We start from the raw sequence: 25,404 nt of genomic DNA, 5'->3' as shown, positions 1-25,404 counted from the left end.
TAAATGCCGGACCCGCTTCTATATCTGTCGTCATGAACGATGTTTCGGGGTGGGCAGCCCGCGCGCGCGGCTTGTTTTCGGACAGCAAGGGACCCTGGGGTCCAAGCGGTGGCACGCCGCCGCCCGGTGACACCGGCGGCAACGGCGGCGAGGAGCCGCCGCGGCCGGGCCCGGCCAGTCCGTGGGGCACGCAGGGGCCAGCCCGTCCGGCGGGTGGCAATCCCGTCAGCAGCCTCGATGTCCTCATTGCCCGGTCACGCGCCCGCTTCGGCGGTGGTGGTGGCGGCGGCAGCGGCGGTCTCGGAAGGCGCTCTCCCAGCCCGCAATTCCTCGTCTGGGGTGTGGCGCTCCTGGTCCTGCTGTGGATCCTTCTCAGCACCTTCCATCGCATCGCGCCCGAGGAACGCGGCGTCGTCACCCAGTTCGGCCGCTACAGCCGGACGCTCGGCCCCGGCGTCGGCCTCACCCTGCCGAGCCCGATCGAGCGGGTGCAGAAGGTCGACGTCGAGAACATCCGCAACATCGACCTCGGCTCGGTCGGCGGCGAGACGCTGATGCTGACGGGCGACCAGAACATCATCGACATCGCTTACTCGGTCCGCTGGAACGTCCGCGATCCCGAGCTCTACCTGTTCGAGCTGCAGAACCCCGAGCAGACGATCCAGCAGGTCGCCGAGAGCGCAATGCGCGCGGCGCTGTCGGCCACCACCCTCAACGAGGCGATCGGCGAAGGGCGCGGCGACATCGAGGCCCGGGTGCAGGAGAACATGCAGCGAATCCTCGACACCTACCGGTCCGGCGTCGCCATCCAGGGCGTCGCGATCAAGCAGGCCGACCCGCCGGCCGCGGTCAACGATGCCTTCAAGGCGGTCAGCGCCGCCCAGCAGGCCGCGCAGAGCGATATCAACCAGGCCCGCGCCTATGCCCTCCAGCTGCGCCAGCTCAGCCAGGGCGAGGCGACGGCCTTCGACAAGGTCTACGAGCAGTACAGGCTTGCGCCCGAGGTGACCCGCCGCCGCATGTATTACGAGACCATGGAGCGGGTGCTCCAGAACGTCGACAAGACGATCGTCGAGGCGCCCGGCGTCACCCCCTATCTGCCGCTTCAGCAAAGCCGCCCGCCGGCCGCCGCGATCCAGGATCCGCAGGCCCAGGGCACGGCTGCGGGGGGAGCCGGCCGATGATCGCCGCCATCCTCCGCCGCCCGATCCTCGCGGCGATGCTCGCCTTGCTGGTGCTGGTCACCATCCTGTCGAGCGTCAGCATCGTCCCCGAGACCCGCCAGGCCTTGATCGTCCGCTTCGGCAAGCCCGACCGCATCTACAACCGCTACCGGCCTTCGCAGCCGATCGGCGGGACCGGGGCCGGCCTCGCCTTCCGCGTCCCGTTCCTCGAGAATGTGGTGTGGATCGACAAGCGCGTCCGCGACGTCGACATGGAGCGCCAGCAGGTCCTGTCGACCGACCAACTCCGGCTCGAGGTCGACGCCTTCGCCCGCTACCGGATCGTCGATCCGCTGCGGATGTACATCTCGGCCCGGTCCGAAGACCGCGTCGGCGAGGCGCTTCGCCCGATCCTCGGCTCGGAGCTTCGCAACGAACTCGGCAAGCGGCCCTTCGCCGATTTGCTGAGCCCCGAGCGGCAGGGCGCGATGGAGAATATCCGCCGCGGCCTCGACCGGGTCGCGCGCCAATATGGCGTCCAGATCATCGACGTCCGGATCAAGCGCGCCGACCTTCCCGACGGAAGCCCGCTGCAAAGCGCCTACGACCGGATGAAGACCGCGCGCGAACAGGAAGCCCGTTCAATCCGCGCCGAGGGTGCCAAGCAGGCGCAGATCATCCGCGCCGAAGCCGATGCCGAGGCAGCCAAGACCTATGCCACCAGTTTCGGCAAGGATCCGGCCTTCTACGACTTCTACCGCGCGATGCAGGCCTATCAGCGGACCTTCGTCGACGGCGGCAAGGACCGTCCGACGAACGTGATCCTCTCCCCGCAGAATGAGTTCCTGCGCGAATTCACGCGCGGCGGCGGGCGCTAAGTCGGTTCAATGAGCGTTCATTCACTTGACCTAGCACGTCGGGGTGGGGCTCATCGCCAAAGGGAAGTATTGACCATATGAAGTCCTCGAGGGAGTTCTCCAAAGTGCGCTATGCCTATGGTGTCGCAGCCGCCCTGCTGATCGGTGGGAGCGCCTTCTCGATCGCCACCGGCCCGGTCGGCGCGCAAGTGGCGCAAAATTCGCCCGCGGCCATGCCGCCCAAGGGCGCGCCGATGTCGTTCGCCGACCTCGCCGCCAAGCTCCAGCCCGCGGTGGTCAATATCTCGACCCGCCAGCGCGTGCCGGTCCAGAACCAGCCGAACGATCCGCTGGCCGAGTTCCTGCGCCGCTTCGGCCAGCCCGGCCAGGAAGGCGGCGGCGAAAGCGGAGGCGGCGCGCCGCGCACCCGTGAGACCGGCTCGCTGGGCTCGGGCTTCATCATCTCCCCCGACGGCTATGTCGTCACCAACAATCACCTGATCCAAGGCGCCAACGGCACCGGCACGGTCGACAGCGTGACCGTCATCCTGTCCGACCGGCGCGAGCTGCCCGCCCGGATCATCGGCCGCGACCAGGCTTCCGACCTCGCCCTCCTCAAGATCGAGGGGCAGAACCTGCCCTACGTCAACTGGGGCGACAGCCAGCGCGCCCGGGTCGGCGACTGGGTGATGGCGATCGGCAATCCCTATGGGCTTGGCGGCACCGTTACCGCGGGCATCATCTCGGCGCTCCACCGCGGGATCACCGGGGCCGGCGCCTACGACCGCTACATCCAGACCGATGCCAGCATCAACATGGGCAATAGCGGCGGCCCGATGTTCGACCTCAACGGCAACGTCATCGGCGTCAATTCGGCACTGATCAGCCCGACCGGTGCCAGCGTCGGCATCGGCCTCGCCATCCCTGCCGAGCTCGCCCGCCCGGTGATCGAGAGCCTGCGCAAGGGGCAGCGCCCGCAGCGCGGCTATCTCGGCATCGGTCTCCTCCCGCTCGACGAGAGCAGCGCCGCGGCGCTCGGCCTGCCCAAGGATCGCGGCGAACTCGTTCGCTCGGTCGTTCCGGGCCAACCCGCGCAGCGCGCCGGGCTCCAGCAGGGCGATGTCATCGTCCGTGTCGGCGGCCGCGACGTGACCCCGGATGAGACCGCCTCCTTCCTGATCGCCAACGTCACCCCTGGCCAGAGGGTGCCGATCGAGGTGATCCGCGACGGCAAGCGGCTGACGCTCAATGCGACCGTCGCCCAGCGCCCGACCGAGGAAGAGCTCGCCAAGATCAACGGCAGCACCGACCAGGGCGGCTTCGATCCCAACGACCAGAATGCCCCGGCCGTCCCCGCCGGCCAGGCGCTCGGCCTCTCGCTCCAGGCCCTGACCCCCGACATCGCCCGGGCGGTGCAGGTGCCGGCGACCACTCGCGGCCTCGTCGTCACCAATGTCGATCCCAACAGCGATGCCGCCGAAAAGGGCATCCGCCGCGGCGACGTGATCATCTCGGTCAACCGCCAGGCCGTCGCCTCGACCGCGCAGGTCGCGGCCGCGGTGGACGCCGCCCGTAAGGCCGGTCGGACCGCGGTGCTCCTGCTCGTCAAGCGCGGCAGCGCGCCGGAGACGTTCATCGGGGTCGATATCGCGGGCTGACCCCTCGCCTATCCTTCCGTCCCTCGCTAGGCTCCGGCCGAAGCGAAGGACGGGAGTGGTATGGGCAGTATCTTTATCGGGGCCCGCAGCGGCGGGTCGAACCCCCAAAGCCTCGAACTCAAGCGCGCCAATCGCCACGGCCTGATCGCCGGCGCGACCGGCACCGGCAAGACCGTCACCCTGCAGGGACTGGTCGAAGGTTTCTCGGCCGCCGGGGTGCCCACCTTCGTCGCCGATGTGAAAGGCGACCTTGCCGGCCTCGCCATGGCCGGCTCGCCGACGGCCAAGACCCACGAGATCTTCGCCGCCCGCGCCGCCGAGCTGGCAATCACCGACTGGCAGTATCGCGACTGCCCGGTCCAGTTCTGGGACCTGTTCGGCGAACAGGGCCACCCGATCCGTACCACCGTCAGCGAGATGGGACCGCTGCTCCTTGCCCGGCTGATGAATTTGAACGACGTCCAGGAAGGGGTGCTGACCATCGCTTTCCATGTCGCCGACAAGGAGGGGCTGCTGCTCCTCGACCTCGACGACCTCCAGGCGATGCTCGTCGCCTGCGGCGAGCGCGCCGACGAGCTGACGCTCGAATATGGCAATGTCGCCAAGCCCACCATCGGCGCGATCCAGCGGAGCCTGCTCCAGCTCCGCAGCCAGGGCGGCGATCATTTCTTCGGCGAGCCGGCCCTGGCGCTCGAGGATTTCCTCAAGATCGACGAGAGCGGGCGCGGCATCGTCAACATCCTCGCCGCCGACAAATTGATGGCGAGCCCGAGGCTCTATTCGACCTTCCTCCTTTGGCTGCTGTCCGAACTGTTCGAGCTGCTGCCCGAGGTCGGCGATGTCGACTGCCCCAAGCTCTGCTTCTTCTTCGACGAAGCCCATCTGCTGTTCGACGATGCTCCGCCGGCCCTGCTCGAGAAGGTCGAGCAGGTCGTCCGCCTGATCCGCTCCAAGGGCGTCGGCGTCTATTTCATCACCCAGAACCCGATCGACATTCCCGACACCGTTGCGGGCCAGCTCGGCAACCGGGTCCAGCATGCGCTGCGCGCCTTCACCCCGCGCGACCAGGCGGCGGTCAAGAGCGCCGCCGAGACCTTCCGCCCCAATCCCGAAGTCGACGTCGCCAGCGCGATTACCGAACTCAAGGTCGGCGAGGCTTTGGTCTCGCTCCTGCTTCCCGACGGCAGCCCCTCGCCGGTCGAGCGCGTGCTGATCAAGCCGCCGAGCACCCGGGTCGGCCCGGTCACCGCGCAGGAACGCCAGATCTTCATCACCACCGATGCGATCGGCGCGAAATATGACACGCTGATCGACCGCGACAGCGCCGAGGAGATCCTCAAGGCCAAGGCGAATGAGGCCGCGGCCGCGGCCGACGCCGCGAAGGCACAGCAGGACCAGGCCAAGGCCGACGCGCTCGCCGCCAAGGAACAGGCGCGTCTCGCCCGCGAACAGGCCCAGGCCGATGCCGCCCGTGCACGCGAGGAAGCCCGCCAGCAGCGCGAGCAGGAGCGCGCCGACGCCGCCGCCCGCCGCGAGGCCGAGCGCCAGGCCCGCGAGGCCGCCCGCCCCACCATGTTCGACAAGGCGGTGCAAAGTGCCGCCCGCTCCGCCGCCAGCTCGGTCGGCCGCCAGCTCGGGAACCGCCTGCTGCGCGGGATCCTCGGAGGCCTGCTCAAATAATGTCCGATCTCGTAATTCGTCCGGTCCAGTCCAAGGCCGACCGCAAGCGCTTCGTCGACCTCGTCTGGGACGTCTACAAGGACGATCCCCATTGGGTGCCGCCCCTCAAGGACGAGATGCTGGGGCTGATCACCCCGGGCAAGAATCCGTGGTTCGAGCATGCCGAGGCCGCCTTCTGGCTGGCGGAGCGTGGCGGCCGCGCGGTCGGACGCATCTCCGCCCAGGTCGACCGGCTGGTCCTCGAGCATATGGGCGAGGGCATCGGCAATTTCGGCATGCTCGAGATCGTCGATGGCGAGACCGAGGCCGGGCCGCGGCTCATCGCGACCGCCGAGCAATGGCTGCGCGACAGGGGCATGAAGACCTCGCTCGGCCCCTTGAGCCTTTCGATCTGGGACGAGCCCGGGCTGCTCGTGCAGGGTTTTGCCCAGTCTCCGACCGCGATGATGGGTCACCACCGTCCAAGCTACCAGGCAATCGTCGAGGGCGCGGGCTATGCCAAGGCCAAGGACCTCGTCACCTACGAGCTCGACATCCGGATCGACATGATCCCGATGATCCAGCGGCTGATCGACGCCGGCAACCGATCGGACAAGATCCGCATCCGCAGCGTCGACAAGAGCCGCTTCGACGAGGAAGCGCACACGATCCTGACGCTGCTGAACGACGCCTGGTCGGACAATTGGGGCTTCGTGCCGCTGACCGAGTCCGAGATCGCCTACGCCGGCAAGAAGCTGAAGCCGATCATCTACGAGGACCTCGTCTGCATCGCCGAGGTCAAGAACGAGGCCGGGGTGTTCGAGCCCGCGGCCTTCATGATCACCATTCCCGACCTCAACGAGCTGACGCGGGACCTGAACGGCGAGCTGTTCCCGTTCGGCTTCATCAAATTGCTCTGGCGCCTGCGCAAGCCGCGGGTGAAGCGGATGCGCGTGCCGCTGATGGGCGTCGCCAAGAAGTATCAGGGCGGCCGTCTCTCGGCCCAGCTCGCCTTCATGATGATCGAGCGCAACCGCATAGCCAGCGTCGGCCCCTATGGCGCGAGCCATGGCGAGTTCGGCTGGGTGCTCGAGGACAATCAGGGGATGCTGTCGATCGCCCAGTTGCCCGGCGCCGAGGTCAACAAGACCTACCGGATCTACGAAAAGGCGCTCTAGTCGATCGCAATCCAGGTGGGGGTGTGGTCGCTCGATTTCTCCTGCCCGCGCGCCCAGCGGTCGATTCCGGCCGCCTGCAGCCGGTCGGTCACCTGCGGCGAGCAGAGCAGGTGGTCGATGCGGAAGCCCGCGTCGCGCTGCCAGCAGCCCGCGGTATAGTCCCAGAAGGTGTAGAGCTTGTCGTCGCTCGGGTGGAGCGCCCGGACCGAATCGGTCCAGCCTTGGTGGACGATGCGCCGCCACGCCGCGCGGCTTTCGGGCTGGGTCAGCGCGTCGTTCGCCATCGCCGAGACCGAAAAGGTGTCGCGATCCTCGGGGATGATGTTGAAGTCGCCCGCCAGCACCACCGGCCGCTCTTCGGCCAGCAATTCGGCGGCATGCGCGCGTAGCCGCTCCATCCAGCGCAGCTTGTAGTCGAACTTTTCGGTGCCGACCGGATTGCCGTTGGGGAGGTAGATGGAGGCGATGACGACGCCGTTCACCTCGGCCTCGATGTAGCGGCTGTGGCTGTCATCGGGATCGCCGGGAAGGCCGACGCGGCGCAGGTCGGGCGACTGCCCCCTGGCGAGGATGGCGACCCCGTTGAAGCCCTTCTGGCCGTGCCACACCGCGCGATAGCCCGCGCCCTCGATGTCGAGCACCGGAAGCGCCTCGTCGGCGCATTTCAGTTCCTGCAGGCAGGCGACGTCGGGCTGCTCCTTCTCGAGCCATTCGAGCAGGCGCGGCAGGCGCGCGCGGATTCCGTTGATGTTGAAGGTCGCGATCTTCATGACGCCCGCCTAGCGGCCCGGGCGCCGCGCGTCATCAGATCCCGAAGCTCGACCCGCAACCGCAGCCGCTGGCGGCATTGGGGTTCTTCACCTTGAACGCCGCGCCGCCGAGGTCCTCGACATAATCGACCTCGCTCCCCTCGAGGAGGTCGAGGCTGACCGGGTCGACCACCAGCCGTACCCCGTCGGTCTCGGCGATGGCGTCGCCCTCCTCGGGCTCGCCGAGCGCGAAACGATAGGTGAAGCCCGCGCAGCCGCCGCCGTCGACCGCCAGCCGAAGCACGGCCGGCTTGTCCTGCTTGGTCGCGATCTGCGCGACACGCCGCGCGGCGGCTTGCGAAAGGATGAGGGAAGTCACGAGGGCAATGTAGGGTGCCGGTCCGGCACCCTCAAGCGGCTGGGCTCAGCGGCCGCCGCCGTTGGGACCACCCAGCGCGATCTGGTCCATGCTGTGGGTGCTGCGGCCCTTGATCGAGGCGAGATAATCGGTCGAGCGCATGAACGGGATCGGGTTGACCGCGCGGCCGTCGATCCGGACTTCGTAGTGGAGGTGGCTACCGGTCGAGCGGCCGGTCGAGCCCATCCGCCCGATCAGCTGGCCGCGCTTGATCCGGTCGCCGGCGCGGACGCCGATGGCCGAGAGGTGGCCATAGCGGGTCTCGATGCCGCGACCGTGGTCGATCTTGATGAGATTGCCGTAGCCGCCGTTGTTAAAGCCGGCGGCGGTGACGGTGCCGTCGGCGGTGGCGTAGATGGGGGTGCCGAGCGGACCGGCAAGGTCGATCCCGGCATGCATGGCGGCGCCGCGCCCGAAGGGATCGTTGCGAACGCCGAAGCTCGAGGTGAAGTCGGCGGTCTTGACCGGCTTGTCCGAGGGGACAGCGATCACGCCGTCCTGCAGGCTGTCGAGCTTCTTCCAGCTGTTGAAGAGCGCCTTGAAGGTCGGATCGCTCTTGGTCGCGGGCTCGAAGGGACCACCGACGGCAAGACGCTGCGGGCTCAGGCCCAGCTTCTTCAGCTCGGCGGCCGTCATGGCATAGCGCGCTTCGAGACGATCGGCAGCGGCGGCTTCCTGCGCCGACAGCTTCCGTTCGGCGGCCTCGAGCGGCGCGGCGAGCGCGGCCGGGAGCGGCTTCGCCTCGCTGACCTTGGGCAGCGAAGCCGGATCGACGTCACCGCCGGCAATCATCGTCGCGAGCACCTTCTGGCGCTGCTCGATCAGCTGGACGCGCTGCTCGGCCGCAGCGGCGAGGCGCTGCAGCTGCTCGTTATCGCTGACGACGACGGTGGTGGCGCGATCGCCCCCGAGGATCGCGGCGGCGGCATAGGCCGACCAGGCGAACATCACGGCGGCGAGGGCGAGAAAGGCAATCTGGATCGGGGTCGACAGGCGGATCTTCCGGAGCTTCGTGCCGTCATGCACGAACAAGTCGCGGCTGCGGAGCAGTCCCGATGTCCCGATTGCATGCGCCATAAATTCGAAGCTCCTGAGCCCGTTCACGTCATTGATCGTCCTCCGCGCCGCGAATGCAGCGTGTCGACGACCTTGCTGTCAGGAGCTCCCCAGCCCCCGCCCGGTGCGGCGATTTTGCCCCTCGCCGTCCAGACCCGGGAGAAAAGACCCCCTAGGGTTAATGAATTCAACCTTTTCGTTCCCGCACCGGGACGAGTCGCGACGATCAAGCGGTGAGTTGAGCCGGGCGGCTTACATCAGTTAGTCCGTACCGGCCCTTCCCGCGGACTTATCAACAGAATCGGTGAGGCTTGCATGCGCGCTCGCAGGTTGTAGAGCCGTCAGCGGGCCACGCCGTCCCAACGCGGCGCGTGCTCTCTGCAAGGAGAGTTTGATAGTGACGACCACGACGACCCCGCTTCCCGAGGTGCGCCCCGCGCGCCCGCATTTTTCCTCGGGCCCCTGCGCCAAGCCACCCGGCTGGGACGCCTCCCGCCTCGCCACCGACAGCCTCGGCCGGTCGCATCGCTCCAAGCTCGGCAAGGCGCGCCTCAAGCGCTGCATCGACCTGATGCGCGAGCATCTCCGCCTGCCCGACAGCCATCGCATCGGCATCGTCCCCGGCTCCGACACCGGCGCGTACGAAATGGCGATGTGGACCATGCTGGGTGCGCGTCCCGTGACCGCGCTCGCCTGGGAGAGCTTCGGCGAAGGCTGGGTCACCGACGCGGTCAAGCAATTGAAGATCGACCCGACAGTGATCCGCGCCGATTATGGCGCGCTGCCCGACCTCGGCCAGGTCGACTGGTCCAACGATGTCCTGTTCACCTGGAACGGGACCACCAGCGGCGTGCGCGTGCCCGACGGCGAGTGGATCGCCGAGGACCGCGAAGGCCTCAGCTTCGCCGACGCGACCAGCGCGGTCTTCGCCTATGACATCCCGTGGGACAGGATCGATGTCGCCACCTTTTCCTGGCAGAAGGTGCTCGGCGGCGAGGGCGCGCATGGGGTCCTCATCCTCGGCCCGCGCGCGGTCGAGCGGCTCGAGAGCTACACCCCCGCCTGGCCGCTGCCCAAGGTCTTCCGCCTGACTTCCAAGGGCAAATTGATCGAGGGCATCTTCTCGGGCGAGACGATCAACACCCCCTCGATGCTCGCGGTCGAGGACGCGATCGCGGCGCTCGAATGGGTCGGGAGCATTGGCGGCCACGACGGCGCGATTGCCCGCACCGAGGCCAATGCCGCGGCGCTCGACGCGATCGTCGCGGCCCGCCCGTGGCTCGGCCACCTCGCCGCCGACCCCGCCACCCGCTCGAAGACCAGCGTCTGCCTGACGGTCGAGGGCGCCGACGACGGCCGCATCAAGAAGATGGCCGCGCTCCTCGAGGGTGAGGGCGCCGCCTTCGACATCGCCGGCTATCGCGACGCCCCGCCGGGCCTGCGCATCTGGTGCGGCGCCACCGTCGACACGAGCGACATCGAGAAGCTCGGCCCTTGGCTCGACTGGGCCTACGAAAACACGCGCGCCTAATCCTCCTGCGAACGCAGGAGCCCAGTGCCTTCCCTACTCAAGTGAACTGGTCCCCTGCGTGCGCAGGGGCACATGAGGTAAGAAATGACCCAGCCCAAAGTCCTCATTTCCGACAAGATGGACCCCCGCGCCGCCGCCATCTTCCGCGAGCGCGGAATCCATGTCGACGAGATCACCGGCAAGACCCCCGACGAGCTTGCCGCGATCATCGGCGACTATGACGGCCTTGCCATCCGCTCCTCGACCAAGGCCACGCCCAAGCTTCTCGAGCATGCGACCAACCTCAAGGTCATCGGCCGCGCCGGCATCGGCGTCGACAATGTCGACATCCCGGCCGCGACGGCCCGCGGCATCGTCGTCATGAACACTCCCTTCGGCAATTCGATCACCACCGCCGAGCACGCCATCGCCCTGATGTTCGCGCTCGCCCGCCAGCTGCCCGAGGCCGACGCCTCGACGCAGGCCGGCAAGTGGGAGAAGAATCGCTTCATGGGGGTCGAGCTGACCGCCAAGACGCTCGGCCTCATCGGTGCGGGCAACATCGGCTCGATCGTCGCCAGCCGCGCCCTCGGCCTCAAGATGAAGGTCATCGCCTTCGACCCCTTCCTCTCGCCTGAACGCGCGCTCGAACTCGGCATCGAGAAGGTCGAACTCGACGAGCTGCTGAAGCGCGCCGATTTCATCACCCTCCACACACCACTGACCGACCAGACCCGCGGGATCCTCAGCCGCGAGGCGCTCGCCAAGACCAAGAAGGGCGTTCGAATCATCAACTGCGCGCGCGGCGGCCTGATCGACGAGGCCGCGCTCAAGGACGCGCTCGATTCGGGCCAGGTCGCCGGTGCCGCCCTCGACGTGTTCGAGACCGAGCCCGCCACCGACAGCCCCCTCTTCGGCACGCCCGGCTTTATCTCGACCCCGCACCTCGGCGCCTCGACCACCGAGGCGCAGGTCAATGTCGCGATCCAGGTCGCCGAGCAGATGAGCGACTTCCTGCTGCTGGGCGGCGTCACCAACGCCATCAACATGCCCTCGCTCTCGGCCGAGGAAGCGCCGCGCCTGAAGCCCTACATGGCGCTCGCCGACAAGCTCGGCCGGCTGCTCGGCCAGGTCCTCGGTGACCAGGTGACGGGCGTCTCGATCGAGGTCGAAGGCGCCGCCGCGGCCCTCAACCAGAAGCCGATCACCGGCGCGGTGCTCGCCGGGCTGATGGGCACCTATTCGCAGACCGTGAACATGGTGAACGCTCCCGTCCTCGCGAAGGAGCGCGGGCTCGACGTGCGCGAGGTTCGGCACGAGCGCGAGGGCGACTACCAGACCCTCGTCCGCGTGACCGCCGCCACGCCCGGTGGCGACCGGTGCGTCGCGGGCACCCTGTTCGGCAATGCCGCCCCCCGCCTCGTCGACATCTTCGGGGTGGCGGTTGAGGCCGAGCTTGCCGGCCACATGCTCTACATCGTCAACAACGACACACCGGGCTTCATCGGCAAGCTCGGCACGACGCTTGGGCAGGCCGGCCTCAACATCGCGACCTTCAACCTCGGCCGCCGTGCGGCCGGCGGGGAAGCGGTGGCACTGGTCGCGATCGACGACCCGGTGCCACCCGAGGTGGTGAAGCAGCTCTGCGCGCTCGAGGGCGTGCGCGAGGTGGTGCCGCTGCGCTTCTAGCGCAGCTTCGCGAGAAAGGCGTCGACCGCGGCGGTCGCCGGATCGCCGGGCTCGCCCATCTCCTTGTTGAGCGTGCCATGGGTCTTGCCGTCCTGCGGTGCGACCATGGCGCTGTTGCCCGCCGATTTGAGCGCCGCGGCGAGCTGCTCGCTCTGGCGGACCGAATCGGCGCGCCGCGCGACCGGCAGGATCAGCCAGTTGGCGGCATTGGGCGCAGCGGCGTGGAAGGTCGGCGACAGCGCCTGCTGGCGCTTGGGATCGGTGCCGAAGGCCTGGTTGTACATGGTCGCCACGGGATTGCGCGGCTGGGCCATCTGGCCGGCGATGTCGTAGCCCGCCCCGTCGAGCAGCACGACCCCGCGCAATGCGCTCATCGGAACGCCCGCGGCCTTGAGATAGGCGGGGTCGGTCGCGACCAGCGCGGCGAGATGCGCGCCCGCGCTGTGGCCCATGATGACGATCCGGTCAGGGTCGATCCCCGGCTGGCGCCGCACCAAGGCGATCGCCGCGGCAATGTCGGCGGCCTGCTGTTCCACCGTCGCTTGCGGGACCAGCCGGTAGTTGGTGGTCGCGAAAGCCCAGCCGAGGCCGGTATAATGCTTGCCCTTGGTGTCGCCGCCGATCCTCTTGTCGCCGATCGACCAGCCGCCGCCGTGGACGAACAGCAAAGCCGGGACCTTGCCGTTGGCGGCCGCGCCCGCAGGCATCACGAAATCGAGCTTCTGCCGCGGATCGCTGCCGAAGCTGAGTTCGCGCCAGCCCTCGGTCAGGGGAGAGCGCGCCGCCGCGCCCTCGCTCATCGCCTTGCGGCAGCTGTCGGGCAAATTCTGCATCGCCGCCAGGGCACAGGCCTTGCGCCCCTCGCCGGCGAGCAGGCACTTGCGCAATTCGGGCGTCCGGCACTCGGCCGGAAGTCGTCCCGCGCGCTGCGCCCAGGCCCCGTGACTGGCGATCAACGCCGCCGCGGCGAGCAGCGCCGCCCCGATCCGTCCCCTCGAAATCCGCATCATCTGTCCCCTCAAGCTGGACCCCACGGCCCGCAAAGAATAGGAGCGCGGCTGAACGATCGATGAGAGCGACGTTCATGCACCAGCAGGAATGATTTCGGATGGGTAACGTTACCGTCATCGGCGCCCAGTGGGGCGATGAGGGCAAGGGCAAGATCGTCGACTGGCTCGCCAGCCGCGCCGACTGCGTGGTCCGCTTCCAGGGCGGCCACAATGCCGGCCACACGCTCGTCGTCGGCGAGAATGTCTACAAGCTCTCGCTCCTGCCGAGCGGGATCGTCACCGGCACGCTGTCGATCATCGGCAATGGCGTGGTGCTCGACCCCTGGGCGCTCCAGGCCGAGGTCGAGAAGCTGCGCGGCCAGGGCGTCCGGATCGAGCCCGACGTCCTGCGCATCGCCGAGACCTGCCCGCTGATCCTGCCGATCCACCGCGATCTCGACGCGCTGCGCGAGGATGCCAGCGGAGCGTCCAAGATCGGTACCACCCGCCGCGGCATCGGCCCGGCCTATGAGGACAAGGTCGGCCGCCGCGCCATCCGCGTCTGCGACCTCGCCCATCTCGACGAGCTCGATCCGCTGCTCGACCGCCTGTGCGCGCATCACGACGCGCTTCGCGCCGGCTTCTCGCAGCCGCCGGTCGATCGCGCCCGGCTCAAGGCCGACCTCGCCGACATCGCCGACTTCGTGCTGCAGTTCGCGCGGCCGGTCTGGGTCGATCTCGACGAGGCCCGCGCCCGCGGCCGCCGCATCCTGTTCGAGGGCGCGCAGGGCGTGCTGCTCGACGTCGACCATGGCACTTACCCCTTCGTGACCTCGTCCAACACCGTCGCCGGGACCACGGGCAGCGGCAGCGGCATGGGGCCGGGCGCGGCGGGCTTCGTCCTCGGGATCGTCAAGGCCTACACCACGCGGGTCGGCTCGGGGCCCTTCCCGACCGAGCTCTCCGACGACATCGGCCAGCGGCTCGGCGAGCGTGGCCGCGAATTCGGCACCGTCACCGGCCGCCAGCGCCGCTGCGGCTGGTTCGACAGCGTCCTCGTCCGCCAGGCTGCCGCGGTCAGCGGGATCACCGGCATCGCGCTGACCAAGATCGACGTCCTCGACGGGCTCGACACGGTGAAGATCTGCGTCGGCTACGAGATCGCCGGCAAGCGCTTCGACTATCTCCCGCCCCACGCCGCCGACCAGGCCCGCGTGACGCCGATCTACGAGGAGATGCCCGGCTGGTCCGAAAGCACGGCGGGCGCGCGCAGCTGGGCCGATCTCCCGGCGCAGGCAATCAAGTATATCCGCCGGATCGAGGAGCTGATCCGCTGCCCGGTCGCGCTGGTCTCGACCAGCCCCGACCGGGACGACACCATCCTGGTGCGCGATCCTTTCGCCAGCTGAGGGTTGGCGCGGCTATTTCTTGGCCGCGCCGTCGCCTTTCATCGCCTGGTCGAAGGCGGCCGCGTCCTTCATCAGGTCGGGCATCAGCTTGATCATCTCGGGGAAGGCCGAGAAGGTCGAGCGCATGACGTCGGGCTCGAACCACATTCCGAGCATCTGCCGGCCGTAGAGCGCGCCGGTCGGGGTAGCGAGGAAGGCGTCGATCTCGGCCATCTGCTTCGCATCGAACTTGCGCGCCATCGAGCGCGCCATGCCCTCGCGGAACTTGGGCTCCATCACGTCGCCGAACTTGACGAACATCGTCTTGGCGAAGGCCTTGCCCGCGGCCAGCTTGGCGTCGAACTGCGGATCCTTCGCCGAAAGCATCTCCCGCAGCGGAAGCGTGCTCGGCTCCTTCGCCTTCTGACCCTTCTTGGGCGGAGTCGGCGGGACCATGTCGGCGAAATCCTTTTCGCTCATCGCCAGCACGCGGTCGGCCATGCCGTCGACGAAGCCGTTCATCGCCTCGGCATAAGCGCCCTTGGGAAAGGTCCGAAAGCTGAGCGAACGCGCCGCTGCCAGCCGCGCCGGATCGGGTTCGGGCCCGGCCGGGAACAGCTTGTCGAAGACCTTCGTCATCATCGCCATCGCCTGGACCGGATCCATTTCCGGTTTGGCCGGGGCCTTGGCCGCGGGCCGGGCAGGTCTGGTCGGCGCGGCAGCGGTGGCGGTGGCGGTGGCGGTGACCGGAACCGCGAGGATGGCGGCGGCGGCAAGCAGGTGACGGATACGCAAGATGATTCCCCCTGGTCTCGGCGGCCCCCCGGCCGCGTCTCGGACCTCATGCTGCCCAAGCGTGAAGCCTTGCACAATGGGGTGGGTTAACGCCGCTTGGCTTTCCGTCGCCGCACGGCGATGCTCGCCCCACGAGGAGAGCGGCGATGGATCGATTGAAGCGCAAGGACTATGAGGAGCTGCTCGAACCGATGCAGGTCGAGCTCGTCGCCATGGCGCGCTGGGTCGCCGCCACCGGCCAGCGGCTCCTCGTCCTGTTCGAAGGGCGCGACACCGCCGGCAAGGGCGGGGCGATCAAGGCCGTCGCCGAGAACCTCAACCCGCGCCAGTGCCGGATCACCGCGCTCTCCAAGCCGAGCGAGGAGGAAGCCGGGCAATGGTATTTTCAGCGCTACGTCCCGCACCTTCCGGGCAAGGGCCAGATCGCGCTGTTCGACCGCAGCTGGTACAATCGCGCCGGGGTCGAGAAGGTCATGGGCTTCGCCACGCCCGACCAGGTCGACGCCTTCCTCGAGGCCGCACCCCGGTTCGAAAAGATGCTCGTCGACGATGGCATCCTGCTCTTCAAATATTGACTGACCTGTGACCAGGCCGAGCAGGAAGAGCGCTTTGCCGAGCGCCTTTCCGACCCCCTCAAGCAGTGGAAATTGTCACCGATCGACGAAGCCGCCCGGCAGCGCTACGCCGACTATACCGAGGCGCGGCAGGCCATGCTCGCGGCGACCGACACCAAACACGCCCCTTGGACGCTCGTCGATTTCAATGACCAGAAGCGTGGCCGGCTGACCCTTATCCGCGACCTGCTCTACCGTCTCCCCGACACCAGGATCGACGAGCCGCTGCCAACCCTCACGCCGCTTGGCCACGAATCGTTCGAAGAAGAGTTCGGCGGGAAGAAGCCGATCAAGCCCTTCGGCTAGGCCAGCGCGCCGCAGCGAAGATTGGCGGGCACGGCTTCGTGCAATTTCTTGGGCGGCGGCAGGTTGAGCCCGGCCATGATCCCGACGAATTCCTCGACCGACTTGCCGCCACCGAGGCGCGGATTGCGGTCCCGCTCCTGCGCGACCGTGCTGACCCGGCGGTTGTTGTAATCATGGCCAGGGTAGACGAGCGTCTCGTCGGGCAGGGCGAAGATCTTCTCGGTCACCGAGCGATAGAGCGCGACCGGGCAGCCGCCCTGGAAGTCGGTCCGTCCGCAGCCGTCGATGAGCAGCGCGTCGCCCGTCAGCACGCGGATCGTCTCGCCGGTGTCGATCAGATAACTGTGGTGGCCGGCGGTATGGCCGGGCGTGAAGAGCGGCCGCACCTCGACCTTGCCGACCGCCAGCGGCTCGCTTTCGCGCAAGCCGACATCGGCCTCGGTCGGGCGATCGATTTCGGGGTAAGCGATCCGGCAGCCCGTCAGCGCCCGGAGCCGCGCCGCGGAAGTGACATGGTCGGCGTGGATATGGGTCTCGACCGTGTAGGCAAGCGAGAGCCCGAGCGATTTCAGGACATCGAGATCGCGCTCGACCGTCTCCAGTGCCGGATCGACCAAGGCCGCGAGCCCGCTCTCACGGCAGCCGATCAGATAGGTGTAGGTGCAGGTTTCCGGCTCGCTCAACTGTCGGAAGATCATCGCATCACCTCCCCTCTTGGACGATACTCCTTACCGCCTCCCGGACGCGAGCTGCGCGCTAGACCGTGGCGATGTCGGGCGCGTCCTCGGCCTTCATGCCGACGACATTATAGCCCGCGTCGACATGATGGATCTCGCCGGTGACTCCCGCCGAGAGATCGCTGAGCAGGTAGAGCCCCGCCCCGCCGACGTCCTCGATGGTGACGTTGCGGCGAAGCGGGCTGTTGAGCTCGTTCCACTTGAGGATGTAGCGGAAGTCGCCGATCCCGCTCGCGGCCAGCGTCTTGATCGGGCCGGCGCTGATCGCATTGACGCGGATCCCGTCCTTGCCGAGGTCGGCCGCCAGATATTTGGTCGCGGTCTCGAGCGCGGCCTTGGCGACGCCCATGACATTGTAGTGCGGAATGACCTTCTCGGCGCCGTAGTAGGTCAGGGTCACCAGGCTTCCGCCGGGCTTCATCAGCCTGGCCGCACGCTGCGCCACCGCGACGAAGCTGTAGACCGAGATGTTCATGGTCAGCAGAAAATTGTCGAGGGTCGTATCGACGAAGCGCCCGCGCAGCTCGTTCTTGTCGGAGAAACCGATGGCATGGACGAGGAAGTCGATCCCGCCCCAGCGCTGCTCGAACTCGGCGAAGGTGCGGTCGAGCGCGGCCATGTCGCCGACGTCGCAGTCGACGAGGAAGTCCGAGCCGAGTTCGGCGGCGAGCGGACGGACCCGCTTCTCCAGCGCTTCGCCCTGGTAGGAGAAGGCCAGCTCCGCGCCCTGCTCGTGGAGCTGCTTGGCGATCCCCCAGGCGAGGCTGCGATCATTGGCGAGGCCCATGATCAGCCCGCGCTTGCCCGTCATCAAACCCGTCATGCCGCCCTGATCTCCCCGCTTCCCTTGCTGACTTTCTCTCCCGGGCCCGGTTCTTCGACGTCGAGTTCCTCGGCGTGCGGGCCCGTGAAGACCTCGCCCTCTAGCGCGGTCGGTCCGGTTTCCGCCAGTGCGGCGTTGAGTTCGGCGCCCATCACGACGCCCAGCCCCACGGTGAAGAAGAACAGCAAGGTGATCATCACGCCCGCAAGGCTGCCGTAGGTGAGGCTGTAGCCGCCCGCGAGCCCGATCGCCTTGGGCAACAGCACCGCGGTCAGGATCCACCAGGACGTGACCAGCAGCGCGCCCGGCCACTTGCGGCAGTGAAGCTTGCGGTAGCGCGAGGGCGTCAGCACGACGAAGACGAGATAGACCGTGGCGTAGAGCGCCACCGCCGGTACCAGCTTCACCAGGAAGAGCGAATCGGCCACCGCCTGGAATTGCGGCACGAGGTGGACGAACAGCGCCTCGAGCGAGCTCAGGACCACGGTCACCGCCAGCGCGATCATCAGCAGCAGCACGAGGCCGAGCATGAAGATGATCGAGATCAGCCGATATTCCCAGAAGGGTGCGCTATATTTGACGCCATAGGCTCGGCGTAGGATGTCGCGGATCGTCTCGATGAAGCTCGACGCGGTCCACAGGCCGACCAGCGCGCCGAACCACAGCAAAGGGCCCTGGCGCGCCGTCAGCACCTCGTTGATCGGCTCGCGCAGCACCTTGGCGATATCGGGCGGGACCGAGCGCAGCACGTTGAAGACGACCTGCTGCGCGCCTTCGGTCGACCCCAGCAGCTGCGCGATCGCCGCCGCCAGGATGAAAAAGGGAAACATCGCCAGCAGGCTGAGATAGGCGAGGTTTCCGGCGTGGATGAAGCCGTCGGTATAGACCCCGACCGCGATCCGCTTGATCACCTCGAACGGCTTGGTTCCCGGCCGGATGCGGTCGACCACCTGCTCGCCGAAGCGGGCCTTGAGCCGCGCCAGCCGCTTGCGTCGGGCTTCGGGGCTTTGCGGCGACAGCTCTTTCATGGCTTGCGTCTAGACGCCGAGCCCCGCCCGCGGGTTGCCTTCGCCGCCGTTCCAGCCCTGCACGAACTGCTCGAGCGCGGCATCGCCGGCGGGGATCTCGACCATCAGGGTGACGAGGAGGTCACCGCGGGTGCCGGCCTTGTCGCTGAATCCGCGGCCCTTGATCCTGAGCACCTTGCCCGAGCTCGCGCCCTTGGGAATGCTCAGCATCACCGGCCCGTCCGGGGTCGGCACCTTCACCTTGGCGCCGAGCACGGCTTCCCTGAGGCCGACCGGCAGGTCGAGGCGGACATTGTTTCCGTCGCGGGTGAAGAAGCGGTGCGGCTCGATCGCGATCGTGACGATTGCGTCGCCATTGCCGCCCGGGCCCTTTTCGCCCTTGCCGGCTAGTCGGATCTTGGACCCGTCCTCGACGCCCTTGGGAAGCTTGAGTTCGATCGTCGCGCCGTCCGCCAGTGTCACTCGCTGGGGCGAGAGGGTCGCGGCATCGGTGAAGGGGACGGTCAAACGGTAGGCGACATCGGCCCCGCGAACGCTGGCCCGCGGCCGCGCACCCGCGCTTCCGCCGCCAAAACCGCCAGCGCGCCGGCTGCTGCCGCCGAACAGGCCCTCGAACAGGTCGGAAAGGTCGGGCCCGGCCGAGCCCGCCCCAGCCCCGCCAAATCCCTCGAAGCCACCGCTCCCGCCCGGCCGCGCACCGCCATAGCCGCCGCCGAAGGGCATCTTGGGATTGCCCTCCTCGTCGATCTCGCCGCGGTCGTAGCGCGCGCGCTTGTCGGCGTCGGACAGGAGGTCATAGGCCGCCGTGACCTGGCCGAAACGCTCGGCGGCCTTGGGATTGTCCTTGTTGCGGTCGGGGTGAAGCTGCTTGGCGAGGGAGCGATACGCCTTCTTGATCTCGGCGTCGCTCGCCCCCCGTTTCACCCCAAGGCGTGCGTAAAGATCCATGGCTCCTCTTAGAGCAAAGTCGTGTGCGCGCTAGCTATGTGTCCGCGGCTTGCCTGCCAAGGCGGCGGCGAATAGAGCGCCCGGCATGGCCGGCACCGACCCCTTCGCCCTGTTCGCCGAGTGGATGGCACAGGCCGAGCAGCAAGAGCCCAACGACCCCGATGCCATGGCGCTGGCGACCGCCACCCCCGACGGGCGCCCGTCGGTGCGGATGGTGCTGATGCGCCGCCACGGGCCCGAGGGCTTCGGCTTCTTCACCAACCTCGAAAGCCGCAAGGGCCGCGAAATCGCCGCCAATCCGCATGCGGCGCTGTGCATTCACTGGAAGAGCTTGCGCAAGCAGGTCCGCGCCGAGGGCACACTGGTGCCGGTCAGCGAGGCCGATGCCGATGCCTATTTCGCCAGCCGCTCGCGCAACAGCCGGATCGGCGCCTGGGCCAGCGACCAGTCGCGCCCGCTCGACAGCCGCGAGACCTTCCTTGCCCGGATCGACGAGGTGAAGGCCCGCTTCGGCGACGGCGAGGTCGGCCGTCCGCCGCACTGGTCGGGTTTCCGGCTGGTGCCCGAGCGGATCGAATTCTGGGAAGACGGCGAATTCCGCCTCCACCATCGCCGCCTTTTCACGCGCCAGGCCGACGGCAGCTGGACCGAGGGCCTGCTCTACCCATGAGGGTGACCGGACCCGAACGCGCGCGCCTGTCGCAGCGGGCGGCGCTGGCCAGCGTCGGCATGGCGCTGACTTTGCTCGTCGCCAAGAGCTGGGCGGCGATCGCGACCGATTCCACCGCCATGCTCGGCAGCCTTGCCGACACCGGGCTCGACCTCATCGCCAGCATCGTCACCCTGATCGGGGTGCGGATCGCCGCGCTTCCGGCCGACCACGACCACCGCTTCGGCCACGGCAAGGCGGAGGCGCTGGTCGCCTTGGGGCAGGTGGTGCTGATCACCATCAGCGCGCTCGGCATCGGCTGGCGCGCGATCGACCGGCTGCTCCACGGCGCAGAGACGGCCAATCCCGAGATCGGCATCGGCGTGTCGGTTTTCGCCATGGCGGGGACCCTGCTCCTGCTCTCCTATCAGAAGCGCGTGATCGCCCGCACCGGCTCGATCGCGATCCAGACCGACAATCTCCATTACGCCTCGGACCTCTATCTCAATGGCGCGGTGATCGCGGCGCTGGTGATCGACCATTATCTGAAGATCAGCGGCGCCGACGCGGTGTTCGGGGTGATCATCGCCTTGTGGCTGCTGTGGGGCGCGTGGAGCTCGGCCGGAGCCAGCGTCGACCAGCTGATGGACGCCGAATGGCCGCCGGAAAAGCGCGAGGCCTTCCTCGCCGCCTGCGCCGACTATCCCGAGTTGAAGGGCATCCACGACGTCCGCACCCGCACCTCGGGGGTCCATGACTTCATCCAGTTCCACGTCTGGGTGCCCGAGGACTGGACCGTGCGCGAGGCCCATGACCGGCTCGACCGGGTCGAGGAGGCACTCCAGCAGCGCTTTCCCGGCACCGAGATCCTGCTCCACCTCGACCCCGAGGGGCATACCGACCGAGAGGGCATGCTCCCCCACCATCTGACGGAGCGGCGATGATCATTCCCTTCTTCCAGGTCGACGCTTTCGCGCCCGAGCCGCTGACCGGCAATCCGGCGGCGGTGATGCCGCTCGAGGAATGGCTTCCGGACGCGACGCTCCAGGCCATCGCGGCCGAAAACAACTTGAGCGAGACCGCCTTCACCGTCCCCGCCGAGGGCGACGCCGACTATGAATTGCGCTGGTTCACCCCGACCACCGAAGTGCCGATGTGCGGGCATGCGACCATCGCCTCGGGCCATATCCTGATCACCGGCGAAGAAGTCCGTTTCCGCACCCGCAAGGCCGGGATCCTGACGGTCCGCCGCGACGGCGAGGAACAGCTCCAGCTCAGCCTGCCCGCCGCCAGCGTCGCGCCAAGGCAGGCGCCCGAGGCGCTCGCCGCGCTCGGCGTCGCGGGCCAGACCTTCGTCGGCCGCAATGCCGAGCAGACGATCATCGTCCTCCTCGACGACGAGGCGTCGGTCCGCGCCGTGCGCCCCGACTTTGCGGCGCTGCGCGGGATCGACGCTCTCGTGATCGTCACCGCGTGCGGCGACGAACAGGAGATCGCCAGCCGAGTCTTCGCCGCCAATGTCGGGATCGACGAGGATCCGGTGACCGGCGCCGCCCATGCCGCTTTGGTGCCCTTCTGGGCCGCCAGGCTCGAGCGCCGTCACTTCTCGGCGGCGCAGGTCGGCCCGCGCGGGGGCGTGCTCGACTGCCGGCTCGAGGGCGACCGGGTGCTGCTCTCGGGCCGCTGCCGGACCGTGATCGAGGGCAGCTTCCAGCTCTAGCCGTCGGCCAGCATCGTCCGCAGCGAATCGAGCACCGGCTGCTGGCTCTTCAGGATCCGCCGGTCGGCCTCGTCGAGTGTCATCCACTCGACCTGGTCGAGTTCGGGATAACGGCGCATCCGGCCCGAGCGGGGCGGCCATTCGAGCTCGAAATCGGCGCTGATGAGGTCGGCGGGGTCGAAGTCGCCTTCGAGCGCGAACACCTCGACCACCTTGCCGCCATTCTGGCGAACCGTCCGAAGCGGCACCGGAACGCCCGGCGGGACAGGACCGACTTCCTCGGAGAATTCGCGGACGGCCGCCTCGATCGCCACTTCACCGGGTTCGAGCGCGCCCTTGGGGACCATCCACGCCCCCTCGTCCTTGCGTTTCCAATAGGGTCCGCCGGGATGGCCGAGCAGGACTTCGGTGCGATTCCCGCGGCGACGGTAGAGCAGGACTCCGGCGCTGCGCAGCGCCACGTCAGGCGACCGCCCGAAGCGGTGCGGAAGCGGTGGCGGAGACGGTGCGCTCGATCCATCCCCCGCCGAGCAGCCGGTCGCCATCGTAGACGACCGCGGCCTGGCCCGGCGCGACCCCATATTCGGGCTGGTGGAAACGAATTCGCCCGTCCTCGAGCGTGGCGGGCACCGGCCGGCTCAGTGAGCGGACCTTCACCGCGACCTCGCGCTGGTCCTCGCCGAGCCAGTTCCAGTCGGTGACGGCCGCTTCCGCCACCGCCAGGGCGGGCTTGGGGCCGACCACCAGCCGGCGCTCCTCGGGCTCGATCCGGACTACGTAGAGCGGCTCGGCATGGCCGCCGATCTCGAGCCCGCGGCGCTGGCCGACGGTGAAGTGCACCACCCCCGGATGCCGGCCGAGCACCCGGCCCTCGAGATCGACGATTTCGCCCGGCGCTTCGGTCTCGGGTCGGAGCCGCTTGACCAGCCCGGCATAATCGCCGTCGGGGACGAAGCAGATGTCCTGGCTGTCGGGCTTGGCCGCGACCGGCAGCCCGGCCTCGGCGGCGAGCGCCCGGACCTCGGCCTTGGGCAATTCGCCGATCGGAAAGCGCAGCAGGTCGAGCTGCTCGGCGGTGGTCCCGTAAAGGAAATAGCTCTGGTCGCGCGCCGGATCGCGGCCCTTGTGGAGCTCGGGCTTGCCGCCGTTCAGCACCCGCCGGACATAATGGCCGGTGACCAGCGCATCGGCCCCCAGCTCGCGGGCGAAGCCATGGAGGTCGGTGAACTTCACCCCCTGGTTGCACAGCGAACAGGGGACCGGGGTCCGGCCGCGGGCATAATCGTCGGCGAAGCGCTCGATCACGCCCTCGCGGAAGCGCGATTCGTAGTCGAGCACATAATGCGCGATGCCGAGCTTCTCGCAGACCTGCGCCGCGTCATAGATGTCCTGGCCCGCGCAGCAGGCGCCCGACCGCTTCACCGCTTCGCCATGGTCGTAGAGCTGGAGCGTGACCCCGACGACCTCGGCACCGCTCTGCGCGGCGAGCAACGCGGCCACCGACGAATCGACCCCGCCGGACATGGCGACGACGATGCGCGCGGCCGAAACCGGCTTGCCGAGCTGAAAATCGGTGCGGGACACGGCCGGGTCTTTACTCGGCATTCACCCTCTTTCGCTAGTGCTGCCTTCGTGGCGTCGTAACGGAGGAAGGCCGAGAGGTTGGTGGAACTGGGCAAGCATCTCTCTCCCGCAGCCGCATTGCGCTCCGACGAGCTCGGCGCGGTGCTGGCGAGCCTTGGCCCCAACGGGGACAGCGGCTCGCGGCTGGCGGCGGTGGTCGCGCTCCTGACGGGGAACGGCAGCGCGGCTGGCCCGCGCGGCGGCGCCTTTGCCGACGCCCGGCCAAATGTGACGGAGGCGTTTACCAGCGGACTTCACAATTGCTTGAGGGGGGCGCCGGTAAACAATGCCCAACAAGACGCCAGCAAGATCGGCCTGAGGAAGCAATGCTAGAGAATCAGAAGTTTCGTCCGCATCAGGTGATCGGCCCGCTCGGCGAGCCGCTGACTCTCGAGTCGCTTCCCTCGCCGGACACCACCCGCTGGGTCGTCCGTCGCAAGGCCGAAGTCGTGGCCGCGGTCGCGGGCGGCCTGCTGACGGTCGACGAGGCCTGCCAGCGCTACGGGCTCAGCCTCGAGGAATTCGCGAGTTGGCAGCGCGCGGTCGACCGCAGCGGCATGCCGGGCCTGCGCGTCACCCGTATCCAGCATTATCGCCAGGTGTACGAGCGCCAGCAGCGCTATTGAGGATCACTGACCGGGGCCGGGCACCCCGGCAGCCTCGTTTCGGAACCGATACAGCAACGACCCGTTCCTCCTCTCGGAACAAGCACGCCGCAGAGGCGTCTTGTTGCCGCAACAACCGTCCGGCGGGCACGTCAGGACGGACGATACAGGAGGGACGACCATGGGTATTCTTATTTGGCTTATCGTCGGCGGCGTGTGCGGCTGGCTTGCGAGCATCGTGATGCGGACCGACGGTCAGCAGGGCATTTTCCTGAACATCATCGTCGGCATCATCGGCGCCGCGCTCGCCGGCTTCCTGCTCGGCGGTGGCGCCAGCCTGAACAACGGGATCACCGTCACCAGCTTCCTTTATTCGCTGCTGGGCGCGATCGTCCTGCTGGCGATCGTCAACCTGGTCCGTCGCGGTCGCGTTCGCTAAAGCGAACCGCCTGACTGGCCAAGCATGAGGGGCCGTCCGCTCTTGGAGCGGGCGGCCCCTTGTCGTAGGAGGCGTCCATGCCTCTGACCTGGATCGCCCTCATCCTCGCCGGCGCCGCGCTCGGCTGGCTCGCCAGCGTCGTCCTCGGTGCCGCCACCCCGCGCGAGATCCTCGCGACGGTCGGGCTGGGCGCGGCGGGCGCGCTGCTCGGCGCGCTGCTCATCACGCCGGTGCTTGCCGGCCGCCTCGAGGCGACCGGCTTCTCCTTCCCCGGCGTCCTGCTGTCGCTGCTCGGGACCTTCCTCGCGCTGGGCGGGGCGGTCGCGGTCCAGAAGCTGCAGAAGCGTTGAAGGCCGAGCGGCTCAGCGCCGCTTGAGCACCAGCCGGTAGACGAACAGGATCAGCACCGCGCCGACGATCGCGGCGAGGAAGCCCGCCCCGTCGGTGGGCTCGCGATACCAGCCGAGCGCGCGGCCGAGGAAGCCCGCGACCATCGCCCCGCCGATGCCGAGCAGGATGGTGACGACGCAGCCGCCCGGGTCCTTGCCCGGCATCAGGAACTTGGCGATCCCGCCGGCCAGGAAGCCGATGACGATCCAGGCCAGCCAGCCATAATCCGCGAGCATGAAGTGATCCTCCCTTGTTTCTTGCCGTTCGAGGCTATCCACCAAGCCAGACGCTCGGCAACCTTCTTTTGACGGACGTCCGGCGACCGTTGGTCGAATGATCCTTGCCGTTTGTCGGGCTCCGCCCTTCTGTTGCGCTCGGTGACTTACAGGTCTAATACAGCGTGTGAACGGCCG

27 protein-coding genes and 1 pseudogene are annotated in these 25,404 nt (G+C 68.3%); 16 read left to right on the top strand and 12 right to left on the bottom strand.

Features of this window, described 5'->3' with window-relative positions; translation table 11 throughout:
- The first annotated feature begins 32 nt into the window (after positions 1 to 32).
- From hflK to BS69_RS0100215, 5 genes are all read left to right on the top strand, one after another.
- On the top strand, positions 33 to 1,184 hold the full coding sequence (gene hflK / locus BS69_RS0100235; protein WP_051676344.1) for an FtsH protease activity modulator HflK: 1,152 nt from the start codon (positions 33 to 35) through the stop codon (positions 1,182 to 1,184).
- The gene (hflC, locus tag BS69_RS0100230; RefSeq protein ID WP_029939979.1) at positions 1,181 to 2,041 is read left to right on the top strand and encodes a protease modulator HflC; all 861 of its coding nucleotides are present in this window, start codon (positions 1,181 to 1,183) and stop codon (positions 2,039 to 2,041) included. The genes hflK and hflC overlap by 4 nt, the downstream gene beginning before the upstream one ends.
- A gap of 104 nt (positions 2,042 to 2,145) precedes the next feature.
- Complete coding sequence (locus tag BS69_RS0100225; RefSeq protein ID WP_029939978.1) at positions 2,146 to 3,678, top strand: Do family serine endopeptidase; 1,533 nt, start codon at positions 2,146 to 2,148, stop codon at positions 3,676 to 3,678.
- A 60-nt stretch (positions 3,679 to 3,738) separates the two neighbouring features.
- Positions 3,739 to 5,358 carry a helicase HerA-like domain-containing protein gene (locus tag BS69_RS0100220; protein ID WP_029939977.1) on the top strand — a complete coding sequence of 540 codons (1,620 nt, stop codon included), beginning with the start codon at positions 3,739 to 3,741 and terminating at the stop codon, positions 5,356 to 5,358.
- Positions 5,358 to 6,515: a hypothetical protein gene (locus BS69_RS0100215; protein ID WP_029939976.1), complete on the top strand. Its 1,158-nt coding sequence runs from the start codon at positions 5,358 to 5,360 to the stop codon at positions 6,513 to 6,515. Before BS69_RS0100220 ends, BS69_RS0100215 begins: the two co-directional genes overlap by 1 nt.
- Here BS69_RS0100215 and xth read toward each other — a convergent pair.
- From xth to BS69_RS0100200, 3 genes are read right to left on the bottom strand one after another with little or no spacing between them, the layout of a single operon-like run.
- Positions 6,512 to 7,285, bottom strand: coding sequence for an exodeoxyribonuclease III (xth, locus tag BS69_RS0100210; protein WP_029939975.1), 774 nt, complete (start codon positions 7,283 to 7,285; stop codon positions 6,512 to 6,514). The two genes, BS69_RS0100215 and xth, sit on opposite strands and share 4 nt — an antisense overlap.
- Positions 7,286 to 7,319: 34 nt before the next feature.
- Positions 7,320 to 7,643 (bottom strand): HesB/IscA family protein, encoded by a 324-nt coding sequence (locus tag BS69_RS0100205; protein ID WP_029939974.1) that lies wholly within the window; start codon positions 7,641 to 7,643, stop codon positions 7,320 to 7,322.
- A gap of 45 nt (positions 7,644 to 7,688) precedes the next feature.
- A complete protein-coding gene (locus BS69_RS0100200; protein WP_029939973.1) occupies positions 7,689 to 8,759 on the bottom strand; it encodes a M23 family metallopeptidase in 1,071 nt (356 codons plus the stop codon).
- Positions 8,760 to 9,135: 376 nt separating this feature from the next.
- Between BS69_RS0100200 and BS69_RS0100195 the strand changes: the two genes are divergently transcribed.
- Complete coding sequence (locus BS69_RS0100195) at positions 9,136 to 10,269, top strand: phosphoserine transaminase (protein WP_029939972.1); 1,134 nt, start codon at positions 9,136 to 9,138, stop codon at positions 10,267 to 10,269.
- Between the two features lie 84 nt (positions 10,270 to 10,353).
- Complete coding sequence (serA, locus tag BS69_RS0100190; RefSeq protein WP_029939971.1) at positions 10,354 to 11,937, top strand: phosphoglycerate dehydrogenase; 1,584 nt, start codon at positions 10,354 to 10,356, stop codon at positions 11,935 to 11,937.
- Here the strand turns inward: serA and BS69_RS0100185 are convergent.
- A complete protein-coding gene (locus BS69_RS0100185; protein ID WP_245605074.1) occupies positions 11,934 to 12,944 on the bottom strand; it encodes an alpha/beta hydrolase in 1,011 nt (336 codons plus the stop codon). The genes serA and BS69_RS0100185 overlap by 4 nt on opposite strands.
- Positions 12,945 to 13,045: 101 nt before the next feature.
- Here BS69_RS0100185 and BS69_RS0100180 point away from each other — a divergent pair, with 101 nt between their 5' ends.
- The gene (locus BS69_RS0100180) at positions 13,046 to 14,335 is read left to right on the top strand and encodes an adenylosuccinate synthase (protein ID WP_029939969.1); all 1,290 of its coding nucleotides are present in this window, start codon (positions 13,046 to 13,048) and stop codon (positions 14,333 to 14,335) included.
- Positions 14,336 to 14,347: 12 nt separating this feature from the next.
- Here the strand turns inward: BS69_RS0100180 and BS69_RS0100175 are convergent, their stop codons facing one another.
- Positions 14,348 to 15,109: a hypothetical protein gene (locus BS69_RS0100175; protein WP_029939968.1), complete on the bottom strand. Its 762-nt coding sequence runs from the start codon at positions 15,107 to 15,109 to the stop codon at positions 14,348 to 14,350.
- Between the two features lie 146 nt (positions 15,110 to 15,255).
- Between BS69_RS0100175 and ppk2 the strand changes: the two are divergent.
- Positions 15,256 to 16,029 (top strand): annotated as a pseudogene (gene ppk2 / locus BS69_RS12945) (polyphosphate kinase 2).
- On the opposite strand, the gene BS69_RS0100165 reads toward ppk2, so the two are convergent.
- The 4 genes from BS69_RS0100165 to BS69_RS0100150 are packed head-to-tail and all read right to left on the bottom strand — an operon-like array spanning position 16,026 to position 19,565.
- Positions 16,026 to 16,727, bottom strand: coding sequence for an MBL fold metallo-hydrolase (locus BS69_RS0100165; protein ID WP_051676340.1), 702 nt, complete (start codon positions 16,725 to 16,727; stop codon positions 16,026 to 16,028). The pseudogene ppk2 and the gene BS69_RS0100165 overlap by 4 nt on opposite strands.
- Positions 16,728 to 16,785: 58 nt before the next feature.
- Positions 16,786 to 17,589, bottom strand: a complete 804-nt coding sequence (gene fabI, locus BS69_RS0100160) for an enoyl-ACP reductase FabI (RefSeq protein WP_029939966.1) — start codon at positions 17,587 to 17,589, stop codon at positions 16,786 to 16,788.
- Positions 17,586 to 18,617: a YihY/virulence factor BrkB family protein gene (locus tag BS69_RS0100155; RefSeq protein WP_084184190.1), complete on the bottom strand. Its 1,032-nt coding sequence runs from the start codon at positions 18,615 to 18,617 to the stop codon at positions 17,586 to 17,588. Before BS69_RS0100155 ends, fabI begins: the two co-directional genes overlap by 4 nt.
- Before the next feature lie 9 nt (positions 18,618 to 18,626).
- Positions 18,627 to 19,565 (bottom strand): DnaJ C-terminal domain-containing protein, encoded by a 939-nt coding sequence (locus tag BS69_RS0100150; RefSeq protein WP_029939964.1) that lies wholly within the window; start codon positions 19,563 to 19,565, stop codon positions 18,627 to 18,629.
- A gap of 85 nt (positions 19,566 to 19,650) precedes the next feature.
- On the opposite strand from BS69_RS0100150, the gene pdxH reads away from it, so the two are divergent.
- From pdxH to BS69_RS0100135, 3 genes are read left to right on the top strand one after another with little or no spacing between them, the layout of a single operon-like run.
- Complete coding sequence (pdxH, locus tag BS69_RS0100145; RefSeq protein WP_029939963.1) at positions 19,651 to 20,235, top strand: pyridoxamine 5'-phosphate oxidase; 585 nt, start codon at positions 19,651 to 19,653, stop codon at positions 20,233 to 20,235.
- On the top strand, positions 20,232 to 21,158 hold the full coding sequence (locus BS69_RS0100140) for a cation diffusion facilitator family transporter (protein WP_029939962.1): 927 nt from the start codon (positions 20,232 to 20,234) through the stop codon (positions 21,156 to 21,158). Before pdxH ends, BS69_RS0100140 begins: the two co-directional genes overlap by 4 nt.
- Positions 21,155 to 21,934 carry a PhzF family phenazine biosynthesis protein gene (locus tag BS69_RS0100135; protein ID WP_029939961.1) on the top strand — a complete coding sequence of 260 codons (780 nt, stop codon included), beginning with the start codon at positions 21,155 to 21,157 and terminating at the stop codon, positions 21,932 to 21,934. Before BS69_RS0100140 ends, BS69_RS0100135 begins: the two co-directional genes overlap by 4 nt.
- On the opposite strand, the gene BS69_RS0100130 is transcribed toward BS69_RS0100135, so the two are convergent.
- Together BS69_RS0100130 and mnmA are read right to left on the bottom strand one after the other, a co-directional pair.
- On the bottom strand, positions 21,931 to 22,395 hold the full coding sequence (locus tag BS69_RS0100130) for an NUDIX hydrolase (protein WP_029939960.1): 465 nt from the start codon (positions 22,393 to 22,395) through the stop codon (positions 21,931 to 21,933). The two genes, BS69_RS0100135 and BS69_RS0100130, sit on opposite strands and share 4 nt — an antisense overlap.
- Before the next feature lies 1 nt (position 22,396).
- Entirely contained in the window at positions 22,397 to 23,539 is a 1,143-nt protein-coding gene (gene mnmA, locus BS69_RS0100125) for a tRNA 2-thiouridine(34) synthase MnmA (protein ID WP_029939959.1), read from the bottom strand.
- 60 nt (positions 23,540 to 23,599) lie between these two features.
- Between mnmA and BS69_RS0100120 the strand changes: the two genes are divergently transcribed.
- The 4 genes from BS69_RS0100120 (at position 23,600) to BS69_RS0100105 (ending at position 24,951) form a co-directional block, all read left to right on the top strand.
- Positions 23,600 to 23,890, top strand: a complete 291-nt coding sequence (locus tag BS69_RS0100120) for a hypothetical protein (protein WP_029939958.1) — start codon at positions 23,600 to 23,602, stop codon at positions 23,888 to 23,890.
- The gene (sciP, locus tag BS69_RS0100115) at positions 23,884 to 24,183 is read left to right on the top strand and encodes a CtrA inhibitor SciP (protein WP_029939957.1); all 300 of its coding nucleotides are present in this window, start codon (positions 23,884 to 23,886) and stop codon (positions 24,181 to 24,183) included. The genes BS69_RS0100120 and sciP overlap by 7 nt, the downstream gene beginning before the upstream one ends.
- Positions 24,184 to 24,343: 160 nt before the next feature.
- On the top strand, positions 24,344 to 24,601 hold the full coding sequence (locus BS69_RS0100110; protein WP_029939956.1) for a GlsB/YeaQ/YmgE family stress response membrane protein: 258 nt from the start codon (positions 24,344 to 24,346) through the stop codon (positions 24,599 to 24,601).
- A gap of 77 nt (positions 24,602 to 24,678) precedes the next feature.
- On the top strand, positions 24,679 to 24,951 hold the full coding sequence (locus BS69_RS0100105; protein WP_029939955.1) for a hypothetical protein: 273 nt from the start codon (positions 24,679 to 24,681) through the stop codon (positions 24,949 to 24,951).
- A 12-nt stretch (positions 24,952 to 24,963) separates the two neighbouring features.
- Here BS69_RS0100105 and BS69_RS0100100 read toward each other — a convergent pair whose 3' ends face one another.
- The gene (locus tag BS69_RS0100100; RefSeq protein WP_029939954.1) at positions 24,964 to 25,227 is read right to left on the bottom strand and encodes a GlsB/YeaQ/YmgE family stress response membrane protein; all 264 of its coding nucleotides are present in this window, start codon (positions 25,225 to 25,227) and stop codon (positions 24,964 to 24,966) included.
- Between the last annotated feature and the right edge of the window lie 177 nt (positions 25,228 to 25,404).

Source organism: Sphingomonas astaxanthinifaciens DSM 22298, from assembly GCF_000711715.1.
Classification (GTDB): domain Bacteria; phylum Pseudomonadota; class Alphaproteobacteria; order Sphingomonadales; family Sphingomonadaceae; genus Sphingomicrobium; species Sphingomicrobium astaxanthinifaciens_A.
Note: the sequence above shows the minus strand (reverse complement) of the source record. Positions and strands in the feature narration are given on the sequence as shown.